Raw genomic sequence first — 17,089 nt, 5'->3', positions numbered from 1 at the left:
TCTGAATATAATTGAAATGATGTTTTCTATCATGCATAACTAGAAGTGACATCTAAATTAAATTGTTATCGGAAAGATGTCCATTAATATAAGGGAGGTGCCTTGAATATGAAAATGACATTTCAGCCTAAAAAAAGACAGCGTTCCAAAGTTCATGGATTTAGAGCTAGAATGAGCAGTGCTGGCGGAAGAAAAGTTTTAGCTGCTAGAAGAGCAAAAGGAAGAAAAAAATTATCAGCTTAAGACCGCAGACATGTGGTCTTTTCTTCTCTTTGCGGTAAAGGATAGAGTATGAAGTATTCAGAATCATTAAAAAAGAACAACGATTTTCAACTGGTTTACAAATCGGGAACATCATATGCAAATCGTTATCTGGTTATGTATATTAAGGAAAACCAGTTGAATCGTAACAGAATTGGTATATCCGTAAGTAAAAAAGTCGGTAATAGTGTAGTAAGGCATCATTTGACACGTTTAATAAGAGAAAGCTACCGTTTAAACGAAGAAAAGTTTTGTTGTGGATATGATATTGTAGTAGTGGTAAGAGTGAATGGAAAAAATCAGAATTACCATTCTTTAGAAAGTGCCCTTTTACATTTGGGAAGGCTGCACAAGGTTGTGAGAAGTAAAGAGAATGAAAAAAATACTAATTATATTGATTAAAGGTTATCAGAAGTATTTATCTCCTTTGAAAAGGACATGTTGTCCATATATACCTACATGTTCTCAATACGGATTAGAAGCAATTGAAAAATATGGTGCGGTAAAAGGGAGCCTTTTGGCTGCCTGGCGTATATTAAGATGCAACCCTTTTTCTAAGGGGGGCTATGATCCTGTGCCATAATTTATCAGGAGATAAAAGTTAAGAAGGAGGATTATTGTTTTGGGTGTGTTACTAACGAAGAGTACCATGCCGATTGTTAACTGGGTGGCAGAAGTGCTTGGCTGGCTGATGAACGGCATTTACAGCATTGGAGTGCATAATTTAGGTTTATGTATTATCATCTTTACACTTGTTATTTATGCATTTATGACTCCATTGCAGATTAAACAGCAGAAATTTGCAAAAATGAATGCAGTTATGGCTCCTGAATTACAGAATATTCAGAAGAAATATAGAGGGAAAAAGGATCAGAATTCTCAGTTAAAAATGCAGGAAGAAACCATGGGTGTTTATGAAAAATACGGCGTTTCTCCTACAGGAAGCTGTTTACAGATGTTAATTCAGATGCCTATTTTCTTTGCATTATATCAGGTTATTATTAAAATTCCGGGATATATCGGAGGAATTAAAGATGTATTTGCATCTGCGGTTTCTCATATTACAGAGGTAAGTGGTTATTCCGATATTATTTTTAAATTTGTTCAGGATAATGCGATTAAAAACAGCTATATTCCAATGTCAGGAAAATTAAGCAGCGACCATGTAGTTGACTTTTTATACAGCCTTTCTCCTGCACAGTGGGATAAGCTGGCTGACGTTGATAAGTTCCAGGGATTTGCAGATGTTTTAAATCAGACTGCAGATCAGTTACATCCAATGCAGAACTTCCTGGGATTGAACATTGCAGATAACCCATGGGCGTTAATTCAGTCAGGCTGGTCTACACAGCATTATCTGTTGATTATTGCAGCAATTTTAATTCCTGTACTGGCATGGGGTACACAGGTGTTGAACATGAAGCTTGTTCAGACAGCGTCTAATACAAGCAACGGTACACCGTCTCAGATGGAAACAACTATGAAGACTATGAATACATTCATGCCGCTTATGACAGCTTTTATCTGTTTCACATTCCCGGTAGGTATTGGTATTTACTGGATTATTGGTGCGGTAATCAGAAGTGTTCAGCAGGTTATTATTAACAGACATCTGAATAATATGAACATGGAAGAATTTATTCAGAAGAATAAAGCAAAAATGGATAAGAAAAAGGCAAAATTAGGTGTTACTTCCCAGAATATCAGTCAGCAGGCCAAAATGAATGTGCGTAACATTGAAGAGCCAAAGAAAAAGACTATTGCGGAAAAGAGCAATTCTGTAAAGAATACAGCAGCATATACTGTGGAAGTTCCAAAAACAAAGCCGGGCAGTCTGGCGTCAAAGGCAAATATGGTAGCACAATTTGATGCAAATAACAAAGGAAAAAAGAAATAGAAGGTAAGGGGGAAAAAAGATGGAATTCAGAGAGTTTTCTGCTAAAACAGTAGATGAAGCCATTACAAAGGCAAGTCTTGAATTTGAAGTATCCAGTGAAAACCTTGAAATTCAGATTGTTTCTGAGGGAAAAGCAGGATTTTTAGGTTTCGGTGCAAAGCCGGCAATTATTAAAGCAGCAAAAAAAGAAGTTGAAAAATCCTTACCAAAGGAACAAAAGAAAAAAACAGTTGAAAAAGTTAAGGAAGAGGTAAAGCCGGTAAAAGAAGCTGAACCTGAAATTGTAAAAGAGATTGAAAAAGAAACAGAAAAGCCACATGAAGAGAAAAAAGTAGTTGTAAGAAGCGAAGAAGAAATTGAAAATATGAAGGCAGAAGCAGAAAAATTCTTAAGCGGAGTTTTCAAAGCCATGAATATGGAAGTGGAAATCAAGATGGAATATAAAGCTTCTGAGGGAAATCTTGATATTGAATTTATTGGCAGCGATATGGGTATTCTCATCGGTAAGAGAGGACAGACTTTGGACTCCTTACAGTATCTTACAAGTCTTGTAGTAAATAAGGGAACACAGGGTTATGTTCGTGTAAAACTTGATACAGAAGATTACCGTAACAGAAGAAAAGAAACGCTGGAAAATCTGGCAAGAAGTATTGCTTACAAAGTAAGAAAAACAAGAAAAACCGTTTCTCTTGAGCCAATGAACCCTTATGAAAGAAGAATTATTCATTCTGCATTACAGGGAAATCGCTATGTAGAAACCTACAGCGAAGGAAACGAACCATATCGTCATGTGGTAGTAAAACTGAAAAACAGATAGTAAACAGATTATTCTAGGTGAAAGCGTGAATAATAGGGGAAATCCCTGCGCTTTTTCCTAGAATTTCTTTTTATACAAAATAATTATTTATATTATGTATGCTTTTAATATAAGCTATAATATTCACAGCAAATGATAGAAGTATTTTGCAATTTTTTGAGCATCTTTAAGCGGCGCAGAAAAATAAAAAAGGCGACGTGTTTGTTGTGAATATTATAGCCATATTGAAAAAGCAAAAGAAGGGAGAAAATTATGGCAGATACCATTGCAGCTGTTGCGACGGCTATGACTGCATCGGGAATTGGAATTATTCGTATCAGTGGCCCCAAGAGCAGGGAAATTGCAGGTAAAATATATCGTTCTAAAGGCGGAAAAAAGCGAATTGAGAATGTTCCCTCACACACTATTCAGTATGGTTTTATCTGTGATGAGGATGAAGTAATAGATGAAGTTCTGGTAATGATTATGGATGCACCCAGAAGTTATACAGGAGAAAATACAGTAGAAATTGACTGTCATGGCGGTGTTCTTGCCATGAAAAGAGTGCTGGAAACAGTAATAAAATATGGAGCAAGACCGGCAGAACCGGGAGAGTTTACAAAGCGGGCATTTTTAAATGGAAGGATTGATTTGTCTCAGGCAGAGGCAGTTATTGATGTAATAAATGCAAAAAATGAGTATGCGTTAAAGAGTTCCATAAGTCAGTTGAGAGGAAATATACAAAGGGTAATTAAGGAAATAAGACAGGGAATTATTTATCAGATTGCCTATATTGAGTCAGCCCTAGATGACCCTGAACATATCAGCATTGATGGATATGGAGATACTTTAAAAGGAGAAATAGTCCTTTTAAAAGAAAAATTAAATGGACTTTTAGATACTGTCAGAGAAGGAAAACTCATGAAAGAAGGTATCAAAACAGTCATTGTAGGAAAGCCAAATGCAGGAAAATCTTCTCTTTTAAATTTACTGGTGGGAGAGGAAAGAGCCATTGTAACAGACATTGCCGGAACTACCAGAGATATACTGGAAGAAACCATTGTACTTCATGGAATTTCTCTTAGAATGATTGATACAGCAGGTATTCGTGATACAGATGATGTAGTAGAAAAAATCGGTGTGAAAAAGGCTGTAGAGAATGCAAAAGATGCAGATTTAATTCTCTATGTAGTAGACTCTTCTGTACCTTTAGATGAGAATGACAGAGAAATTATTGAGCTCTTAAAAGATAAAAAAGCGATTGTTATTTTGAATAAAATGGATTTAGAGCAGCAGGTTACAGAAAGTGAGTTAAAGGAAAAAACAAGTCATCCGGTAGTCGCTGTTTCTGCAAAAGAAGAAGAAGGAATTGAGCTTTTAGAAGCACAGATTAAAGAGATGTTTTTTGAAGGAAATCTCTCTTTTAATGATGAAATTTATATTACCAATATGCGTCATAAGGCAGCATTAGAGGATGCAAAAAGAAGTCTGGAGCTGGTAGAAAACAGTATTGAAATGCAGATGCCGGAGGATTTCTTCTCCATAGATTTAATGAATGCCTATGAGGCGCTGGGAAGTATTATTGGTGAGTCTGTGGGAGAGGATTTAGTAAATGAAATTTTCTCTAAGTTTTGCACCGGAAAATAGGAAAGTAAGAAAAAAATGTGGATAACTTCTTAAAAAAGAGAAGAAAATGTAGAAAGGAAAGCCAAAATGAGTGTACTAACAGAAAATTATGATGTGGCGATTGTAGGAGCAGGACATGCAGGCTGTGAAGCTGCTCTGGCCTGTGCCAGACTTGGTTTGGAAACAATTATGTTTACTGTCAGTGTAGACAGTATTGCACTGATGCCTTGTAATCCTAATATCGGAGGTAGTTCCAAAGGTCATCTGGTAAAAGAAATTGATGCATTGGGCGGAGAAATGGGAAAAAATATTGATAAGACGTTTATTCAATCTAAAATGCTCAATGTTTCAAAAGGACCGGCTGTGCATTCTCTGCGTGCGCAGGCAGATAAACAGGAATATACAAGAGAAATGCGAAAAACACTGGAAAATACAGAGCATCTTACCATTCGTCAGGCAGAAGTTACAGAAATTATGGCAGAAGATGGGGTAGTAAAAGGCGTAAAAACTTATTCTGGAGCAGAATATTGTACCAAAGCAGTTGTTTTGTGTACGGGAACGTATTTAAAAGCCAGATGTATTTATGGTGATATCAGCAATGCAACAGGACCAAATGGACTGCAGGCAGCCAATTACCTTACAAAATCTTTGCAAAATCTTGGGATTGAGATGTACCGGTTTAAAACAGGAACGCCGGCACGTATTGATAAGAGAAGTATTGATTTTTCAAAAATGGAAGAACAGTTTGGTGATGAAAGGGTTGTGCCATTTTCTTTCTCTACAAACCCAGAAGACGTACAGATTGAACAGATATCCTGCTGGTTGACTTATACAAATGAAAAGACACACGAGATTATCAGAAATAACTTAGACCGCTCTCCTTTATATTCAGGAATGATTGAGGGAACAGGTCCTCGCTACTGTCCTTCTATTGAAGATAAGGTAGTAAAATTTGCAGATAAAAATCGTCATCAGGTATTTATTGAACCGGAAGGATTGTCTACAAATGAGATGTATGTAGGGGGAATGTCAAGCTCTCTGCCGGAGGATGTACAGTATGAGATGTACCATTCTGTACCGGGGTTAGAGAATGCGAAAATCGTGAGAAATGCTTATGCAATTGAGTATGATTGTATTGATGCAAGACAGTTATATCCTACTTTAGAATTTAAAAATATTAAGGGATTATTCTCAGGCGGTCAGTTTAACGGAAGCTCAGGATATGAGGAAGCAGCAGCACAGGGACTGGTAGCCGGTATCAATGCAGCAATGGAAGTCTTAGGTCGTGAACAGCTGATTTTAGACCGTTCAGAGTCCTATATCGGTGTGTTAATTGATGATTTAGTTACAAAAGAAAATCGTGAACCATACCGCATGATGACAAGCCGTGCAGAGTACCGTCTGTTGTTAAGACAGGATAATGCAGACCTCAGACTGAGAGAAAAAGGCTATCACGTAGGGCTTGTAACTCAGGAGCAGTACGATTATATTCAGTGGAAAAAAGAGAAAATAGAAGAAGAAACACAGCGTATGGAACATGTTCATGTGGGGGCTGTAAAAGAGGTGCAGGAGCTTTTAGAACAGTATGGAAGCACCCCTTTGAAGAATGGAATTTCTCTTGGAGATTTAATCAGAAGACCGGAATTATCTTATGATATTGTAGCTCCTTTAGATAAAAAACGTCCTGAATTACCTTATGATGTAAGAGAACAAATAAACATTAACATTAAGTATGACGGGTATATCAGACGCCAGTTAAAGCAGGTAGAAGGCTTTAAAAAGCTGGAAAATAAAAAACTTCCAAAGGACATTGATTATGATGCAATCAGCGGACTTCGCATTGAAGCAAAACAAAAATTAAACGCATATCGTCCGATTTCCATAGGTCAGGCATCCAGAATTGCAGGAGTTTCTCCGGCTGATATTTCTGTTTTACTGGTCTATATGGAGTCTTACCGCAGAGGAAAATAGAGGAGAAAAAAGGCATGAATTACGATTTAACTATTCTGGAAGAAGGCTGTAAAGAATATGGAATACAGTTAAACGAAGAACAAAAAAAGCAGTTTGTGCAGTATTATGAGCTTTTAGTTGAGTGGAATAAGGTAATGAATTTGACCGGAATTACAGATTTTGAGGAAGTACTTTTAAAGCATTTTGTAGACAGTCTTTCCATTGTAAAAGGGCTGGATATGACTAAGATTTCTACGTGTATTGATGTGGGGACAGGGGCTGGATTTCCGGGAATTCCTCTTAAAATTGCATTTCCCCATCTTCAGATTACACTGCTTGACTCTTTAAATAAGCGGCTGAATTTTTTAAATGAAGTAATAGAAAAACTGGGACTTACCGGTATTCAAACAGTTCATGGAAGGGCAGAAGATGCAGCCAGAAAACCGGATCACAGAGAGCAATATGATTTAAGTGTATCAAGAGCGGTCTCTCGTCTGGCATCTTTAAGTGAGTATTGTATGCCTTATATAAAGGAAGGCGGATACTTTGTATCTTACAAGTCAGGAAAGGCTCCAGAAGAGGTTTTAGAGGCTAAGAAAGCCATTTCTGTTTTGGGAGGAAGGCTGGAAAAGGAAGTGGATTTTAAGCTGTACCAGACAGATATGGATAGAACGTTAGTGGTAATAAAAAAAGTAAAAGGGACACCGAAGAAATATCCGAGAAAAGCAGGAACTCCAACAAAAGAACCAATTTTATAGAAGAAAAACAGAGCTGTTACGCTTAAACATAAATATTTTTGAATAATGTTTAAGGTAACAGCTCTCTTTTTGTAATTATGCATGTATTTTCACAGAAAAAACACAGTCTTACCTAATTTTTATCACATTTTTTCCATAGAATGGAAAGGACGAAGTAGTTTTATAAGAAGAATGTGTTGTCAAAATAAAGGAGGGAACATTTTGATTGAAGTAAGAAATCTAGTAAAAAAGTATGGTGACCATATAGCAGTAGACCACTTAGATTTTACAGTAGAAAAAGGAAAAATTTACGGGTTTCTGGGGCCGAATGGGGCCGGAAAGTCTACGACAATGAATATGATTACCGGTTATATTGCTTCTACAGAGGGAGAAATTCTTATTGATGGTCATAATATTTTAGATGAACCGGAAGTGGCCAAGAAAAAAATTGGATATTTACCGGAGATACCACCTTTGTATCAGGATATGACCGTAATGGAATATTTAAAATTTGCTGCAGAATTAAAATCTATTCCAAAAGAGGAAAGAGAGAAGAATATCAAAGAAGTTATGTCAACTACTAAACTGGAAGATATGAAGAAGAGATTGATTAAAAATCTTTCAAAAGGATATAAACAGCGTGTTGGTCTGGCGCAGGCTCTTTTGGGATATCCGGAGGTCATTATTTTAGATGAACCTACAGTAGGATTGGATCCAAAGCAGATTATTGAAATTCGAGATTTAATAAAAAGCCTTGGTAAGAAGCATACGGTTATTTTAAGTTCCCATATACTTTCTGAGGTTAGTGCGGTCTGTGACCATGTACTGATTATTGACAGGGGAAAATTAGTCGCCAGTGATACACCGGAAAATCTGAGTAAAGTTATGACAGGGATGAACTCTTTGGAACTTACAGTAAAGGGAGAAGAAGCTGTTATCCGGGATGCCCTTGGTATGGTAGAAAATATTGAAGATATTGCATACCATAGTTCGATGACGGAAGGGGCATGTGACTTTACTATAAAGATTTCAGGGGATATGGATATGAGAGAAAATATCTTTTTTGCACTTTCAGAAGTGAAATGTCCAATTCTTAGAATGCAGCCTACAAATATGTCTTTGGAGGAAGTATTCTTAAAACTGACAAATGATGAGGGAAGATTAGAAGATAAGGAAATGGAAGGAGAAAAATAAACATGCTGGCAGTCTATAAGAAGGAATTGAGAAGTTATTTGACTTCAATGGTGGGATATGTATTTATTGCATTTATTTTACTGATACTGGGCATTTATTTTACTGCTTATAATCTGCAGTATGCAAGTCCTGATTTTGGAGTTACATTAAGCTCTGTAACATTTTTGTTTTTAATTATTACTCCCATATTAACCATGAGAATTTTGGCAGAAGAAAAGAAGAACCGCACAGACCAGCTCTTGTTAACGGCACCTGTTCCGGTGTGGAAGGTTGTTTTAGGTAAATATCTCAGTATGGTGACAATTTATGCCATACCTGTTGTTATAAGCGCTTTTTACCCACTGATTATGGGAAAATATGGTGTTATATCATACCCTATGGCTTATGTGGCTGTAATTGGATTTTTCTTTTTGGGATGTGCGCAGATTGCTGTGGGGTTGTTCCTTTCTTCTGTTACAGAAAGTCAGGTAATTGCAGCTGTATTGACTTTTGGAATTTTATTCTGCAGTTATATGATGGATGGAATTGAGAGCTTTTTTTCCGATACCGCAGTAAGTTCTATGGTAGCATTTTTGGTAATTGCAATAGTAATAGGAATTGTGGTTTACCAGCTCACAAAAAATATTATTTTTTCTTCTTGTGTAGGCGGTGTTTTGGTGATTGGCGTAGCAGCTGTATATTTTATAAAACCTACAATATTTACAGGACTTATTCAGAAGTTTTTAAATTTATTTGCAATTGCAAACCATTTTGATAATTTTGTAGGTGGAATTTTTGATGTGACAGGAATTGTTTATATGCTTTCTGTTGTTTGCATATTTGTATTTCTGACTGTTCAGTGCATACAAAAACGCCGTTGGAGCTAGGAGGATAACATGAAAAAATTAAAGAAGATGGTGAATATTCACAGAAATAAAGGAAATAAAAAAATGTTAAAACATGGCTCTTACAGCATTGCTATGACAGCTGTGGTAATTGCCATTGTTGTAATTTTAAATTTAGTAATACAGGAACTTCCATCAAAGTACAGAGAGTTTGACTTAAGCAGTCAGAAATTATATACCATTGGAGAGCAGACGGAAAAAATCCTGAAAAATTTGAAAAAGGATGTAAATCTTTACTATATTGCTCAAGATGGTACAGAGAGCAGTGATATTGAAAAACTACTGGAAAAATATGAAGAGGGAAGTAAGCATATTAAAGTAGAACAGAAAGATCCTGCTGTATACCCGAAATTTGCTTCTCAATATACTTCTGAAAATTTGAGTAATAACAGTATTATTGTTGAGTGCGGAGAAAAAAGCAAAGTTGTAGACTATCAGGATATGTATGAAACTACTGTGAATTATCAAACTTATTCACAGGAAGTTACGGGTTTTGATGGTGAAGGACAGCTGACAAGCGCTATTAATTATGTAGTTTCTGAAGATATGCCGGTATTGTACACTTTAGAAGGACACGAAGAGCTTTCTATGAGCGAAACAATGAAAGAAAGTATTCAGAAATCAAATATTGAAATTCGTGATTTGAATTTACTTACAGAAGAAACAGTACCGGAAGATACAGCATGTTTGTTTATTTTCTCTCCACAAACTGATATTGCAGCAGAAGAAGCAGAGAAAATTATTAGTTATTTAGAAAACGGCGGAAAGGCAATTATTTTATCTGATTATACAGATGCAGAAATGCCTAACTTTAATTCTGTCCTGGAAAATTACGGTGTTCAGACACAAAAGGGGATTGTCTTAGAAGGTGATAAAGATCACTATATTGCTCAAAATCAATATTATTTATTGCCTAATATTGAGAGTCACGAAATTACTTCAAACTTATCTTCAAAGAGTAAATACGTTTTAACAGCTTTATCTCAGAGTATAAAGAGTCTGGAAGATGTAAGGGATACAATTAAAATTGACAGTATCTTAACTACATCTGACAGTGCATATCAAAAGACAGATTTGGAAGCAATGGAAACCACAGAAAAAGAAGAGGGTGATTTAGAAGGTCCGTTTTCTTTAGGTGTATCCATTACAGAGGAGTTGGATGAAAACAAAAAAACTCAGATTGTATATTTTGCATCAAGCGCTATATTCAATGATCAAATGAATGCAACTGTTTCAGGTGCAAATTACGAATTACTTTCCGCGTCTCTGTCATGGTTATGTGGAACAGAAGAAGATAATAGTATTTCTATTCCAAGTAAAGCTTATGATATGACTACTTTAATGGTACCTGCAAGTGATGTAAGCTTTTGGAGCATTTTCGTAACAGCTGTTGTACCTGTAAGTATTTTACTTATTGGTTTTGTAATTTGGCTGAGAAGGAGAAAGCAGTAGTATGAAAAATAAAAAAGGATTAATCGTAGGAGTTATCATACTTCTGATTTTACTAGGGGTGTATGTAGGTATTAGAGCAGCAGGACCTCAAGATGAGGAAGAGCAGACAGAAGAAAAAGAAATCACGGCTTTCGAGGTAAAGGCAGAGGATATTTCACAGGTTTCCATTGAAAATGACGGTGTTCAATATACTTTTGTACAGGAAGAGGAGACATGGAAATATACAGAAGATGAAAATCTTCCATTAAATCAGGCTGTTGTTTCTAATATTGTTTCCGGATTAACCTCTGTAAAAGCTCAGAGAGAATTAGAGAATGTGGAAAATGTTGCAGATTATGGATTATCAGAACCTAAATTAAAGGTCACAATTACAGATAAAGATAATGCACAAACAGTTTTGAATTTTGGTGATGATAATGAGGCGGTTTCCGGTGTTTATATGAGTATAGGAAATAACGAAAAAATATATCTGGTAAATTCTTCTTTGAAAACCGATTTACAGTTTGCTAAAAATGATTTAGCAGAAATGGAAGAATTACCGCAAATTGCTGTAGGTAATATTCAAAAGGTTGAAATTAGCAGTGAGAAAGGTTTGAAGACCTTACAAGAGGAAGAAACCGAAGGCTTATGGAATTTATATAAAGAGGATGGAAGTCAAGTATCAGTAGACACTTCTAAAGTAAATGATTACATGAGTCATTTCTCAAGTTTGAGCTGGGTGGACTTTGTCAGCTATGATACAAGTGATTTATCAGCTTATGGATTGGATAATCCTAGAAAAGTGACAGTTTTCTATGAAGAAGAACAGGAGAATGAAGAAACTTCAGAAGAAACAGAAGAAAGAGAAGAGACAGAAGAAGAGCCTGTTATGGAACAGAAAGAATTGGTTTTACTTGTAGGAAATACTGATGAAAATGGAAACTATTATGTAAAAACAGCAGATAGCAGCTATATTTATACCATGACGGCTTCTACTGTAGAGGAAATAATGAATTTGGCTGCAGAAGAGTTAGTGAGTTCTTTAGTAACGGATTATTCTTTGGCTGATATGGACAAAATAACCATAGAAAGAAATAACGAAACTTATGTTCTTACAAGAAAAGAAACAGAAGTGAAAAAAGAAGACTCAGAAGAAACTACAACAGAAACAAAGTATTATTTGAATGATGAAGAAACTGAATATGAAGATATTTCAAACTTTTATTCAAAAGTAAGTGGTTTAGAATGGCAGACAATTACAGAAGGCCAGAATGGAGAAAACGCAGAAATTGTTATTACTTTTGAAAAAGAAGGCGGAGTACAGGATACAGTTACTTACTATCCTTATGACGAAAACTTCTATTTAGTAACAAAAACAGATGGAAGTCAAATGCTTGTTAATAAAATGAAAGTAAGAGAAATGGTAGAAGCATTTGATGAAATGATTGAAAATCAGAAAAAGTAAAATGTTTCACGTGAAACATTAGAAATTTAAAAAGGGAGATTTACATTAGAGTGTTTCGTGTAAATCTCCCTTTTTAGTGCATCAATATAGCAGAAATTTATTTTTCGCTGTACTAGATACATATATTAAGTATTTCCAAAAGACTGTTTGGATTTTCCAGTTGAGGAAGATGTTTTGTTTTGGAAATATTAAAATGCTCAATAGCAGGGTTGTATTTTAAGTAGTTTTCTTTTGTTTCTTCTTTTAATGGTTCAGCTTCTCCGTTAATAATAACAATACTGTTATTGATTTCTTTCAATGCATGTGAAATATTATTGTTAGTATAATTACCTACGATGCTGGATAATAAAAATCTAGAGTTTCCGTATCCTTTGTGAGAGGACTCATAGTAAGTGTCTATAAGTTCAGCAGAAGCTAAAAACGGATTAAATAAATATTGCTCTGTAAGTAATAATTGGATATTACTTTGGCAAGTTCTCATATTATATATTAAAGTTCCAAAAACAGGAATTTCTAATACAAATTTATAGAATTTGCTTCGTTTGCTTGGTATTTTAGAAAGAATGGATAAAGTAGGCGGATTGATTAACGCTAATTTCCCAAATAATTCAGACTCGTTATGGCAAGCAAGCAGAGCAAATGAACTTGAAAAACCACTGGCAATAATATCTGTTTTTTCATGTATAACATTCTTAATAAAGTCTGATATGAGTTGCACATATAAATAATTGGTATATGTGATTTTAGGCTTTTCAGAACGTCCACATCCTAGTAAATCTAAAGCATATACAGTATGATTTTCTGCCAACTTATCTATAACTTTATTCCATTCATATGCAGAACTGTAAACAGTTAGATCATGGATTAGTAAGAGAGGAGTACCATGTCCTTTCTTCTTATAATATACTTTTCCAAATCTCCAGTCATAGTAATTACTTGCGGAAGACTTCAATAAATCTTTTAATGTAGCGGTAGCAAATATAGCATGATTAACTATATGAATAACTCCGGTAGCAGCGGTAAAGAGAATACCGGCTGTGAGAAGTTTATGTTTGTTTTTTTTCATAATTCATCAGCCTCCTGAAAGAAAAAATATATACATATATTATAAAACATTGAAAGAAATTATACAAGAAAAAGTCTTAAACTGGAAAATGTTTCACGTGAAACATTTATGTATCTAAAAAAAACATAAAATAATGTTTCACGTGAAACATTAGTATAGCATTAAAAATGGAAAGGTGTTATAATGAGTTTTGAACTATTAGATATAAGACATTTCAACACAATAAGGGGAAATTCAAGTGGGAAGAATTATTGCAATCGCAAATCAAAAGGGCGGTGTAGGGAAATCTACTACTGCTATCAATCTTTCTGCATGTCTTGCAGAATTAAATCAAAAAGTATTATTGATTGATATTGATCCACAGGGAAACACAACAAGTGGTGTGGGTGTGGATAAAGATAATGCAGAAGCTACTTTATATGAGCTTCTTGTAGGAGAGTGCGAACTAAAGGATTGTATTATTGAAAATGTGATTGAAAATTTATCTTTAATTCCATCAAACATGAATTTGGCAGGAGCCGAAATTGAGTTAGTAGGTGTAGAGGGAAGAGAATATTTATTGAAAAATCATATTGATACCGTTAAAGAAAAATATGATTTTATTATCATGGACTGTCCTCCTTCTTTAAACATACTTACAATCAATGCTATGACAACTGCAAATTCTGTATTAGTTCCAATTCAATGCGAATATTATGCGCTGGAAGGATTAACACAGTTAATTCATACAATTGAATTAGTACAGGAAAGATTAAATCCAGAATTAATTATTGAAGGCGTTGTATTTACCATGTATGATGCAAGAACAAATCTTTCTTTACAAGTGGTGGAAAACGTAAAAGAAAATTTACATCAATCAATTTACAAAACCATTATTCCTAGAAATGTACGCTTGGCAGAAGCGCCTAGTTATGGCATTCCAATCAATCTATATGATACAAAATCTGTAGGTGCAGAGAGTTATCGCCTTTTGGCGGAAGAAGTATTAGCTAGGGAGGAAGAGGAATGACGGCAAGAAAAGGCGGATTAGGTAGAGGACTTGATGCAATGATTAGTGAAACGGCATCAAAGCCAAGAACAACAACTGCAAAGAAAACGACTGCTCCTAAGGAAAAAAAAGAAAATTCAGTACTTAAAGTGAAACTTACACAAGTGGAACCAAACAGAAAACAGCCGAGAAAGCAATTTGATGAAGATGCTTTATTGGAATTGGCGGAGTCTATTAAACAGTTTGGTGTTTTGCAGCCTTTATTAGTAAAACAAAAAGGCGATTATTTTGAAATCATTGCCGGTGAAAGAAGATGGAGAGCATCGAAACTGGCTGGAATTAAAGAAGTTCCTGTGATTGTTAAGGAGCTTACAGAACAGGAAACAGTAGAAATTTCTTTAATTGAAAATATTCAAAGGGAAAATTTAAATCCCATAGAAGAGGCGGCAGCTTATAGAAGACTCATTGATGAATTTCATTTAAAACAAGACGTAATAGCGGAGAGAGTTGCTAAGAGCCGAACAGCAGTTACGAATTCTATGCGACTTTTAAAGTTAGATGAAAGAGTACAGCAAATGCTTATTGATGAAATGATTTCTACAGGTCATGCAAGGGCGCTTCTGGCAATAGAAGAAAAGGACAGCCAGTATACAGCTGCAGTAAAAGTATTTGATGAAAAGCTGAACGTAAGAGAAACAGAAAAATTAGTAAAGGAATTTTTAAATCCCACACCAAAGAAAGAACAAAAAGCAAAAGATACGGCTCAGGATTTAGTCTATGAGCAGTTAGAGGAAAAAATCAAAGGAATTATTGGCTCAAAAGTTGCAATTCGTCGTAGAAATAATGAAAAGGGTAAAATTGAGATTGAATATTATTCTCAGGATGAATTAGAGCGTATTGTGGAACTTTTAGAGAGTGTCAGATAAGGAGCTGTGCAGAACACTATGGAGAAATTTGTAAGTAGTATTCAGTCTTATTCCGGTATTTTATTACTCATGCTTTTAGTGGTTGTGGTTATACTATTAGTATGTGTATTTAATCTATCCTTAGGACTTAATCGGCTTAGTAAAAAGTATGCAATTTTCATGAAAGGTAAAGATGGACAGTCATTAGAAAAACTTTTTAAGCGAAAGTTTGATTTAATTGAAAAACTGGCTGTAGAATTAGAATTAAATGCAGAAAATGTTGCTAAACTGGAAAAAATGCAGAAGATGTCCTTGAATAAGTATGGAATTGTAAAATATGATGCTTTTGAGGATATGGGAGGCAAATTAAGTTTTGTTTTGGCAATGTTAGATACTAATAATACAGGATTTTTATTAAATGCTATTCATAGCAGAGAAAATTGTTTTCTTTATATTAAAGAAATCGTAAATGGAGAATCCTATATAAGACTTAGTGAAGAAGAAATGGAAGCTCTGAAAACCGCAATTAACTTCGGAGCGGAAGAAAATGAATTTGATATATAGTTATGTAAACTAAAAGGAGAGAAAATATGTTAGACATTAGATTTTTAAGAGAAAACCCAGAGGTAGTAAAACAGAACATTAGAAATAAATTTCAGGATAATAAACTTCCTATGGTAGATGAAGTAATTGAACTGGATAAGAGAAACCGTGAAATTAAACAGGAAGTAGAAGCACTGAGAGCGGAAAGAAATAAAATTTCCAAAATGATCGGTGGATTAATGAAAGAAGGGAAAAGAGAAGAAGCTGAAGAGGCAAAAAAACAGGTTACAGCAAACGCTGAAACTGTGGAAAGACTGTCAGCAGAAGAAAAAGAAGTAGAAGAAAAAATCAAAACAATTATGATGACAATTCCGAATATCATTGATCCGTCTGTTCCAATTGGAAAAGATGACAGCGAAAATGTAGAAGTGCAGAAATATGGTGAACCAGTGGTTCCTGATTATGAAATTCCATACCATGCAGATATTATGGAAAGTTTTAATGGTATTGATTTAGACAGTGCAAGAAAAGTAGCCGGAAACGGATTTTATTACCTTATGGGAGATATTGCGAGACTCCATTCAGCAGTTATTTCCTATGCAAGAGATTTTATGATTAATCGTGGATTTACTTATTGCATTCCACCTTTCATGATTAGAAGTGATGTTGTTACAGGTGTTATGAGTTTTGCGGAAATGGATGCTATGATGTATAAAATCGAGGGAGAGGATTTATATCTGATCGGAACAAGTGAGCATTCTATGATTGGTAAATTCATTGATACAATTATTCCGGAAGAAGAATTGCCAAAAACACTGACAAGTTATTCTCCATGTTTCCGTAAAGAAAAAGGAGCTCACGGTCTGGAAGAAAGAGGTGTTTACAGAATTCATCAGTTCGAAAAGCAGGAAATGATTGTTGTTTGTAAACCGGAAGAAAGCCCGATGTGGTTTGATAAATTATGGCAGAACACCGTAGATTTATTCCGTTCTATGGATATTCCGGTAAGAACTTTAGAATGTTGTTCCGGAGATTTGGCAGATTTGAAAGTGAAATCCGTGGACGTAGAAGCATGGTCTCCAAGACAGAAGAAGTACTTCGAAGTGGGAAGCTGCTCTAACTTAGGAGATGCACAGGCAAGAAGATTAAAAATCCGTGTAAACGGCAAGGGCGAAAAATATCTTGCTCATACATTAAATAATACAGTTGTTGCACCACCAAGAATGTTAATCGCATTTCTGGAAAATAATTTACAGGCAGATGGTTCTGTAAGAATTCCGGAAGCTTTAAGACCATACATGGGTGGTATGAGTGAAATCAAACCGAATAAATAAGAAGGAGGTACT

Annotated in this window: 17 protein-coding genes; 16 read left to right on the top strand and 1 reads right to left on the bottom strand. The window is 35.1% G+C overall.

All coding sequences use genetic code 11. The annotated features are described in order from the left end of the window. Positions 1-108: 108 nt before the first annotated feature. From rpmH to BQ7352_RS04885, 12 genes are all read left to right on the top strand, one after another. Positions 109-243: a 50S ribosomal protein L34 gene (gene rpmH / locus BQ7352_RS04940; RefSeq protein ID WP_003021823.1), complete on the top strand. Its 135-nt coding sequence runs from the start codon at positions 109-111 to the stop codon at positions 241-243. 48 nt (positions 244-291) lie between these two features. Beyond that, entirely contained in the window at positions 292-663 is a 372-nt protein-coding gene (gene rnpA / locus BQ7352_RS04935) for a ribonuclease P protein component (RefSeq protein WP_072447445.1), read from the top strand. Beyond that, a complete protein-coding gene (gene yidD, locus BQ7352_RS04930; protein WP_039925190.1) occupies positions 635-844 on the top strand; it encodes a membrane protein insertion efficiency factor YidD in 210 nt (69 codons plus the stop codon). Before rnpA ends, yidD begins: the two co-directional genes overlap by 29 nt. Positions 845-889: 45 nt before the next feature. Further along, positions 890-2,158: a YidC/Oxa1 family membrane protein insertase gene (locus tag BQ7352_RS04925; protein WP_072447514.1), complete on the top strand. Its 1,269-nt coding sequence runs from the start codon at positions 890-892 to the stop codon at positions 2,156-2,158. 19 nt (positions 2,159-2,177) lie between these two features. Continuing rightward, complete coding sequence (gene jag / locus BQ7352_RS04920; RefSeq protein ID WP_072447443.1) at positions 2,178-2,975, top strand: RNA-binding cell elongation regulator Jag/EloR; 798 nt, start codon at positions 2,178-2,180, stop codon at positions 2,973-2,975. 252 nt (positions 2,976-3,227) lie between these two features. After that, positions 3,228-4,601, top strand: coding sequence for a tRNA uridine-5-carboxymethylaminomethyl(34) synthesis GTPase MnmE (gene mnmE / locus BQ7352_RS04915; RefSeq protein ID WP_072447441.1), 1,374 nt, complete (start codon positions 3,228-3,230; stop codon positions 4,599-4,601). A gap of 66 nt (positions 4,602-4,667) precedes the next feature. Further along, positions 4,668-6,551, top strand: coding sequence for a tRNA uridine-5-carboxymethylaminomethyl(34) synthesis enzyme MnmG (gene mnmG / locus BQ7352_RS04910; RefSeq protein ID WP_072447438.1), 1,884 nt, complete (start codon positions 4,668-4,670; stop codon positions 6,549-6,551). Between the two features lie 14 nt (positions 6,552-6,565). Continuing rightward, a complete protein-coding gene (gene rsmG, locus BQ7352_RS04905; protein ID WP_072447436.1) occupies positions 6,566-7,288 on the top strand; it encodes a 16S rRNA (guanine(527)-N(7))-methyltransferase RsmG in 723 nt (240 codons plus the stop codon). A gap of 201 nt (positions 7,289-7,489) precedes the next feature. After that, positions 7,490-8,461, top strand: coding sequence for an ABC transporter ATP-binding protein (locus tag BQ7352_RS04900; RefSeq protein WP_072447434.1), 972 nt, complete (start codon positions 7,490-7,492; stop codon positions 8,459-8,461). 2 nt (positions 8,462-8,463) lie between these two features. Continuing rightward, the gene (locus tag BQ7352_RS04895) at positions 8,464-9,327 is read left to right on the top strand and encodes an ABC transporter permease (protein WP_072447432.1); all 864 of its coding nucleotides are present in this window, start codon (positions 8,464-8,466) and stop codon (positions 9,325-9,327) included. Positions 9,328-9,336: 9 nt separating this feature from the next. Next, entirely contained in the window at positions 9,337-10,797 is a 1,461-nt protein-coding gene (locus BQ7352_RS04890) for a GldG family protein (protein ID WP_072447430.1), read from the top strand. Position 10,798: 1 nt separating this feature from the next. Further along, entirely contained in the window at positions 10,799-12,241 is a 1,443-nt protein-coding gene (locus BQ7352_RS04885; protein WP_072447428.1) for a DUF4340 domain-containing protein, read from the top strand. A gap of 112 nt (positions 12,242-12,353) precedes the next feature. On the opposite strand, the gene BQ7352_RS04880 is transcribed toward BQ7352_RS04885, so the two are convergent. Then, entirely contained in the window at positions 12,354-13,307 is a 954-nt protein-coding gene (locus BQ7352_RS04880; RefSeq protein ID WP_072447426.1) for an alpha/beta fold hydrolase, read from the bottom strand. Between the two features lie 238 nt (positions 13,308-13,545). Between BQ7352_RS04880 and BQ7352_RS04875 the strand changes: the two genes are divergently transcribed. Genes BQ7352_RS04875 through serS form a run of 4 tightly spaced genes read left to right on the top strand, consistent with a single transcriptional unit; the run spans position 13,546 to position 17,077 of the window. Beyond that, on the top strand, positions 13,546-14,316 hold the full coding sequence (locus BQ7352_RS04875) for a ParA family protein (protein ID WP_072447424.1): 771 nt from the start codon (positions 13,546-13,548) through the stop codon (positions 14,314-14,316). Next, a complete protein-coding gene (locus BQ7352_RS04870; protein WP_072447423.1) occupies positions 14,313-15,221 on the top strand; it encodes a ParB/RepB/Spo0J family partition protein in 909 nt (302 codons plus the stop codon). The genes BQ7352_RS04875 and BQ7352_RS04870 overlap by 4 nt, the downstream gene beginning before the upstream one ends. A gap of 18 nt (positions 15,222-15,239) precedes the next feature. After that, positions 15,240-15,764: a DUF4446 family protein gene (locus BQ7352_RS04865; RefSeq protein WP_072447421.1), complete on the top strand. Its 525-nt coding sequence runs from the start codon at positions 15,240-15,242 to the stop codon at positions 15,762-15,764. A gap of 26 nt (positions 15,765-15,790) precedes the next feature. Next, positions 15,791-17,077 carry a serine--tRNA ligase gene (serS, locus tag BQ7352_RS04860; RefSeq protein WP_072447420.1) on the top strand — a complete coding sequence of 429 codons (1,287 nt, stop codon included), beginning with the start codon at positions 15,791-15,793 and terminating at the stop codon, positions 17,075-17,077. Positions 17,078-17,089 lie beyond the last annotated feature (12 nt).

Source organism: Blautia sp. Marseille-P3201T (assembly GCF_900120295.1).
Lineage (GTDB): Bacteria > Bacillota > Clostridia > Lachnospirales > Lachnospiraceae > Blautia.
This window is presented reverse-complemented; position numbering and strand designations above follow the sequence as displayed.

Bases quoted from the DNA above. Each gene is read 5' to 3' on its own strand.
- rpmH (WP_003021823.1), top strand. From the start codon at position 109: ATGAAAATGACATTTCAGCCTAAAAAAAGACAGCGTTCCAAAGTTCAT.
- rnpA (WP_072447445.1), top strand. From the start codon at position 292: ATGAAGTATTCAGAATCATTAAAAAAGAACAACGATTTTCAACTGGTT.
- yidD (WP_039925190.1), top strand. From the start codon at position 635: ATGAAAAAAATACTAATTATATTGATTAAAGGTTATCAGAAGTATTTA.
- jag (WP_072447443.1), top strand. From the start codon at position 2,178: ATGGAATTCAGAGAGTTTTCTGCTAAAACAGTAGATGAAGCCATTACA.
- mnmE (WP_072447441.1), top strand. From the start codon at position 3,228: ATGGCAGATACCATTGCAGCTGTTGCGACGGCTATGACTGCATCGGGA.
- mnmG (WP_072447438.1), top strand. From the start codon at position 4,668: ATGAGTGTACTAACAGAAAATTATGATGTGGCGATTGTAGGAGCAGGA.
- rsmG (WP_072447436.1), top strand. From the start codon at position 6,566: ATGAATTACGATTTAACTATTCTGGAAGAAGGCTGTAAAGAATATGGA.
- BQ7352_RS04895 (WP_072447432.1), top strand. From the start codon at position 8,464: ATGCTGGCAGTCTATAAGAAGGAATTGAGAAGTTATTTGACTTCAATG.
- BQ7352_RS04890 (WP_072447430.1), top strand. From the start codon at position 9,337: ATGAAAAAATTAAAGAAGATGGTGAATATTCACAGAAATAAAGGAAAT.
- BQ7352_RS04885 (WP_072447428.1), top strand. From the start codon at position 10,799: ATGAAAAATAAAAAAGGATTAATCGTAGGAGTTATCATACTTCTGATT.
- BQ7352_RS04880 (WP_072447426.1), bottom strand. From the start codon at position 13,307: ATGAAAAAAAACAAACATAAACTTCTCACAGCCGGTATTCTCTTTACC.
- BQ7352_RS04870 (WP_072447423.1), top strand. From the start codon at position 14,313: ATGACGGCAAGAAAAGGCGGATTAGGTAGAGGACTTGATGCAATGATT.
- BQ7352_RS04865 (WP_072447421.1), top strand. From the start codon at position 15,240: ATGGAGAAATTTGTAAGTAGTATTCAGTCTTATTCCGGTATTTTATTA.
- serS (WP_072447420.1), top strand. From the start codon at position 15,791: ATGTTAGACATTAGATTTTTAAGAGAAAACCCAGAGGTAGTAAAACAG.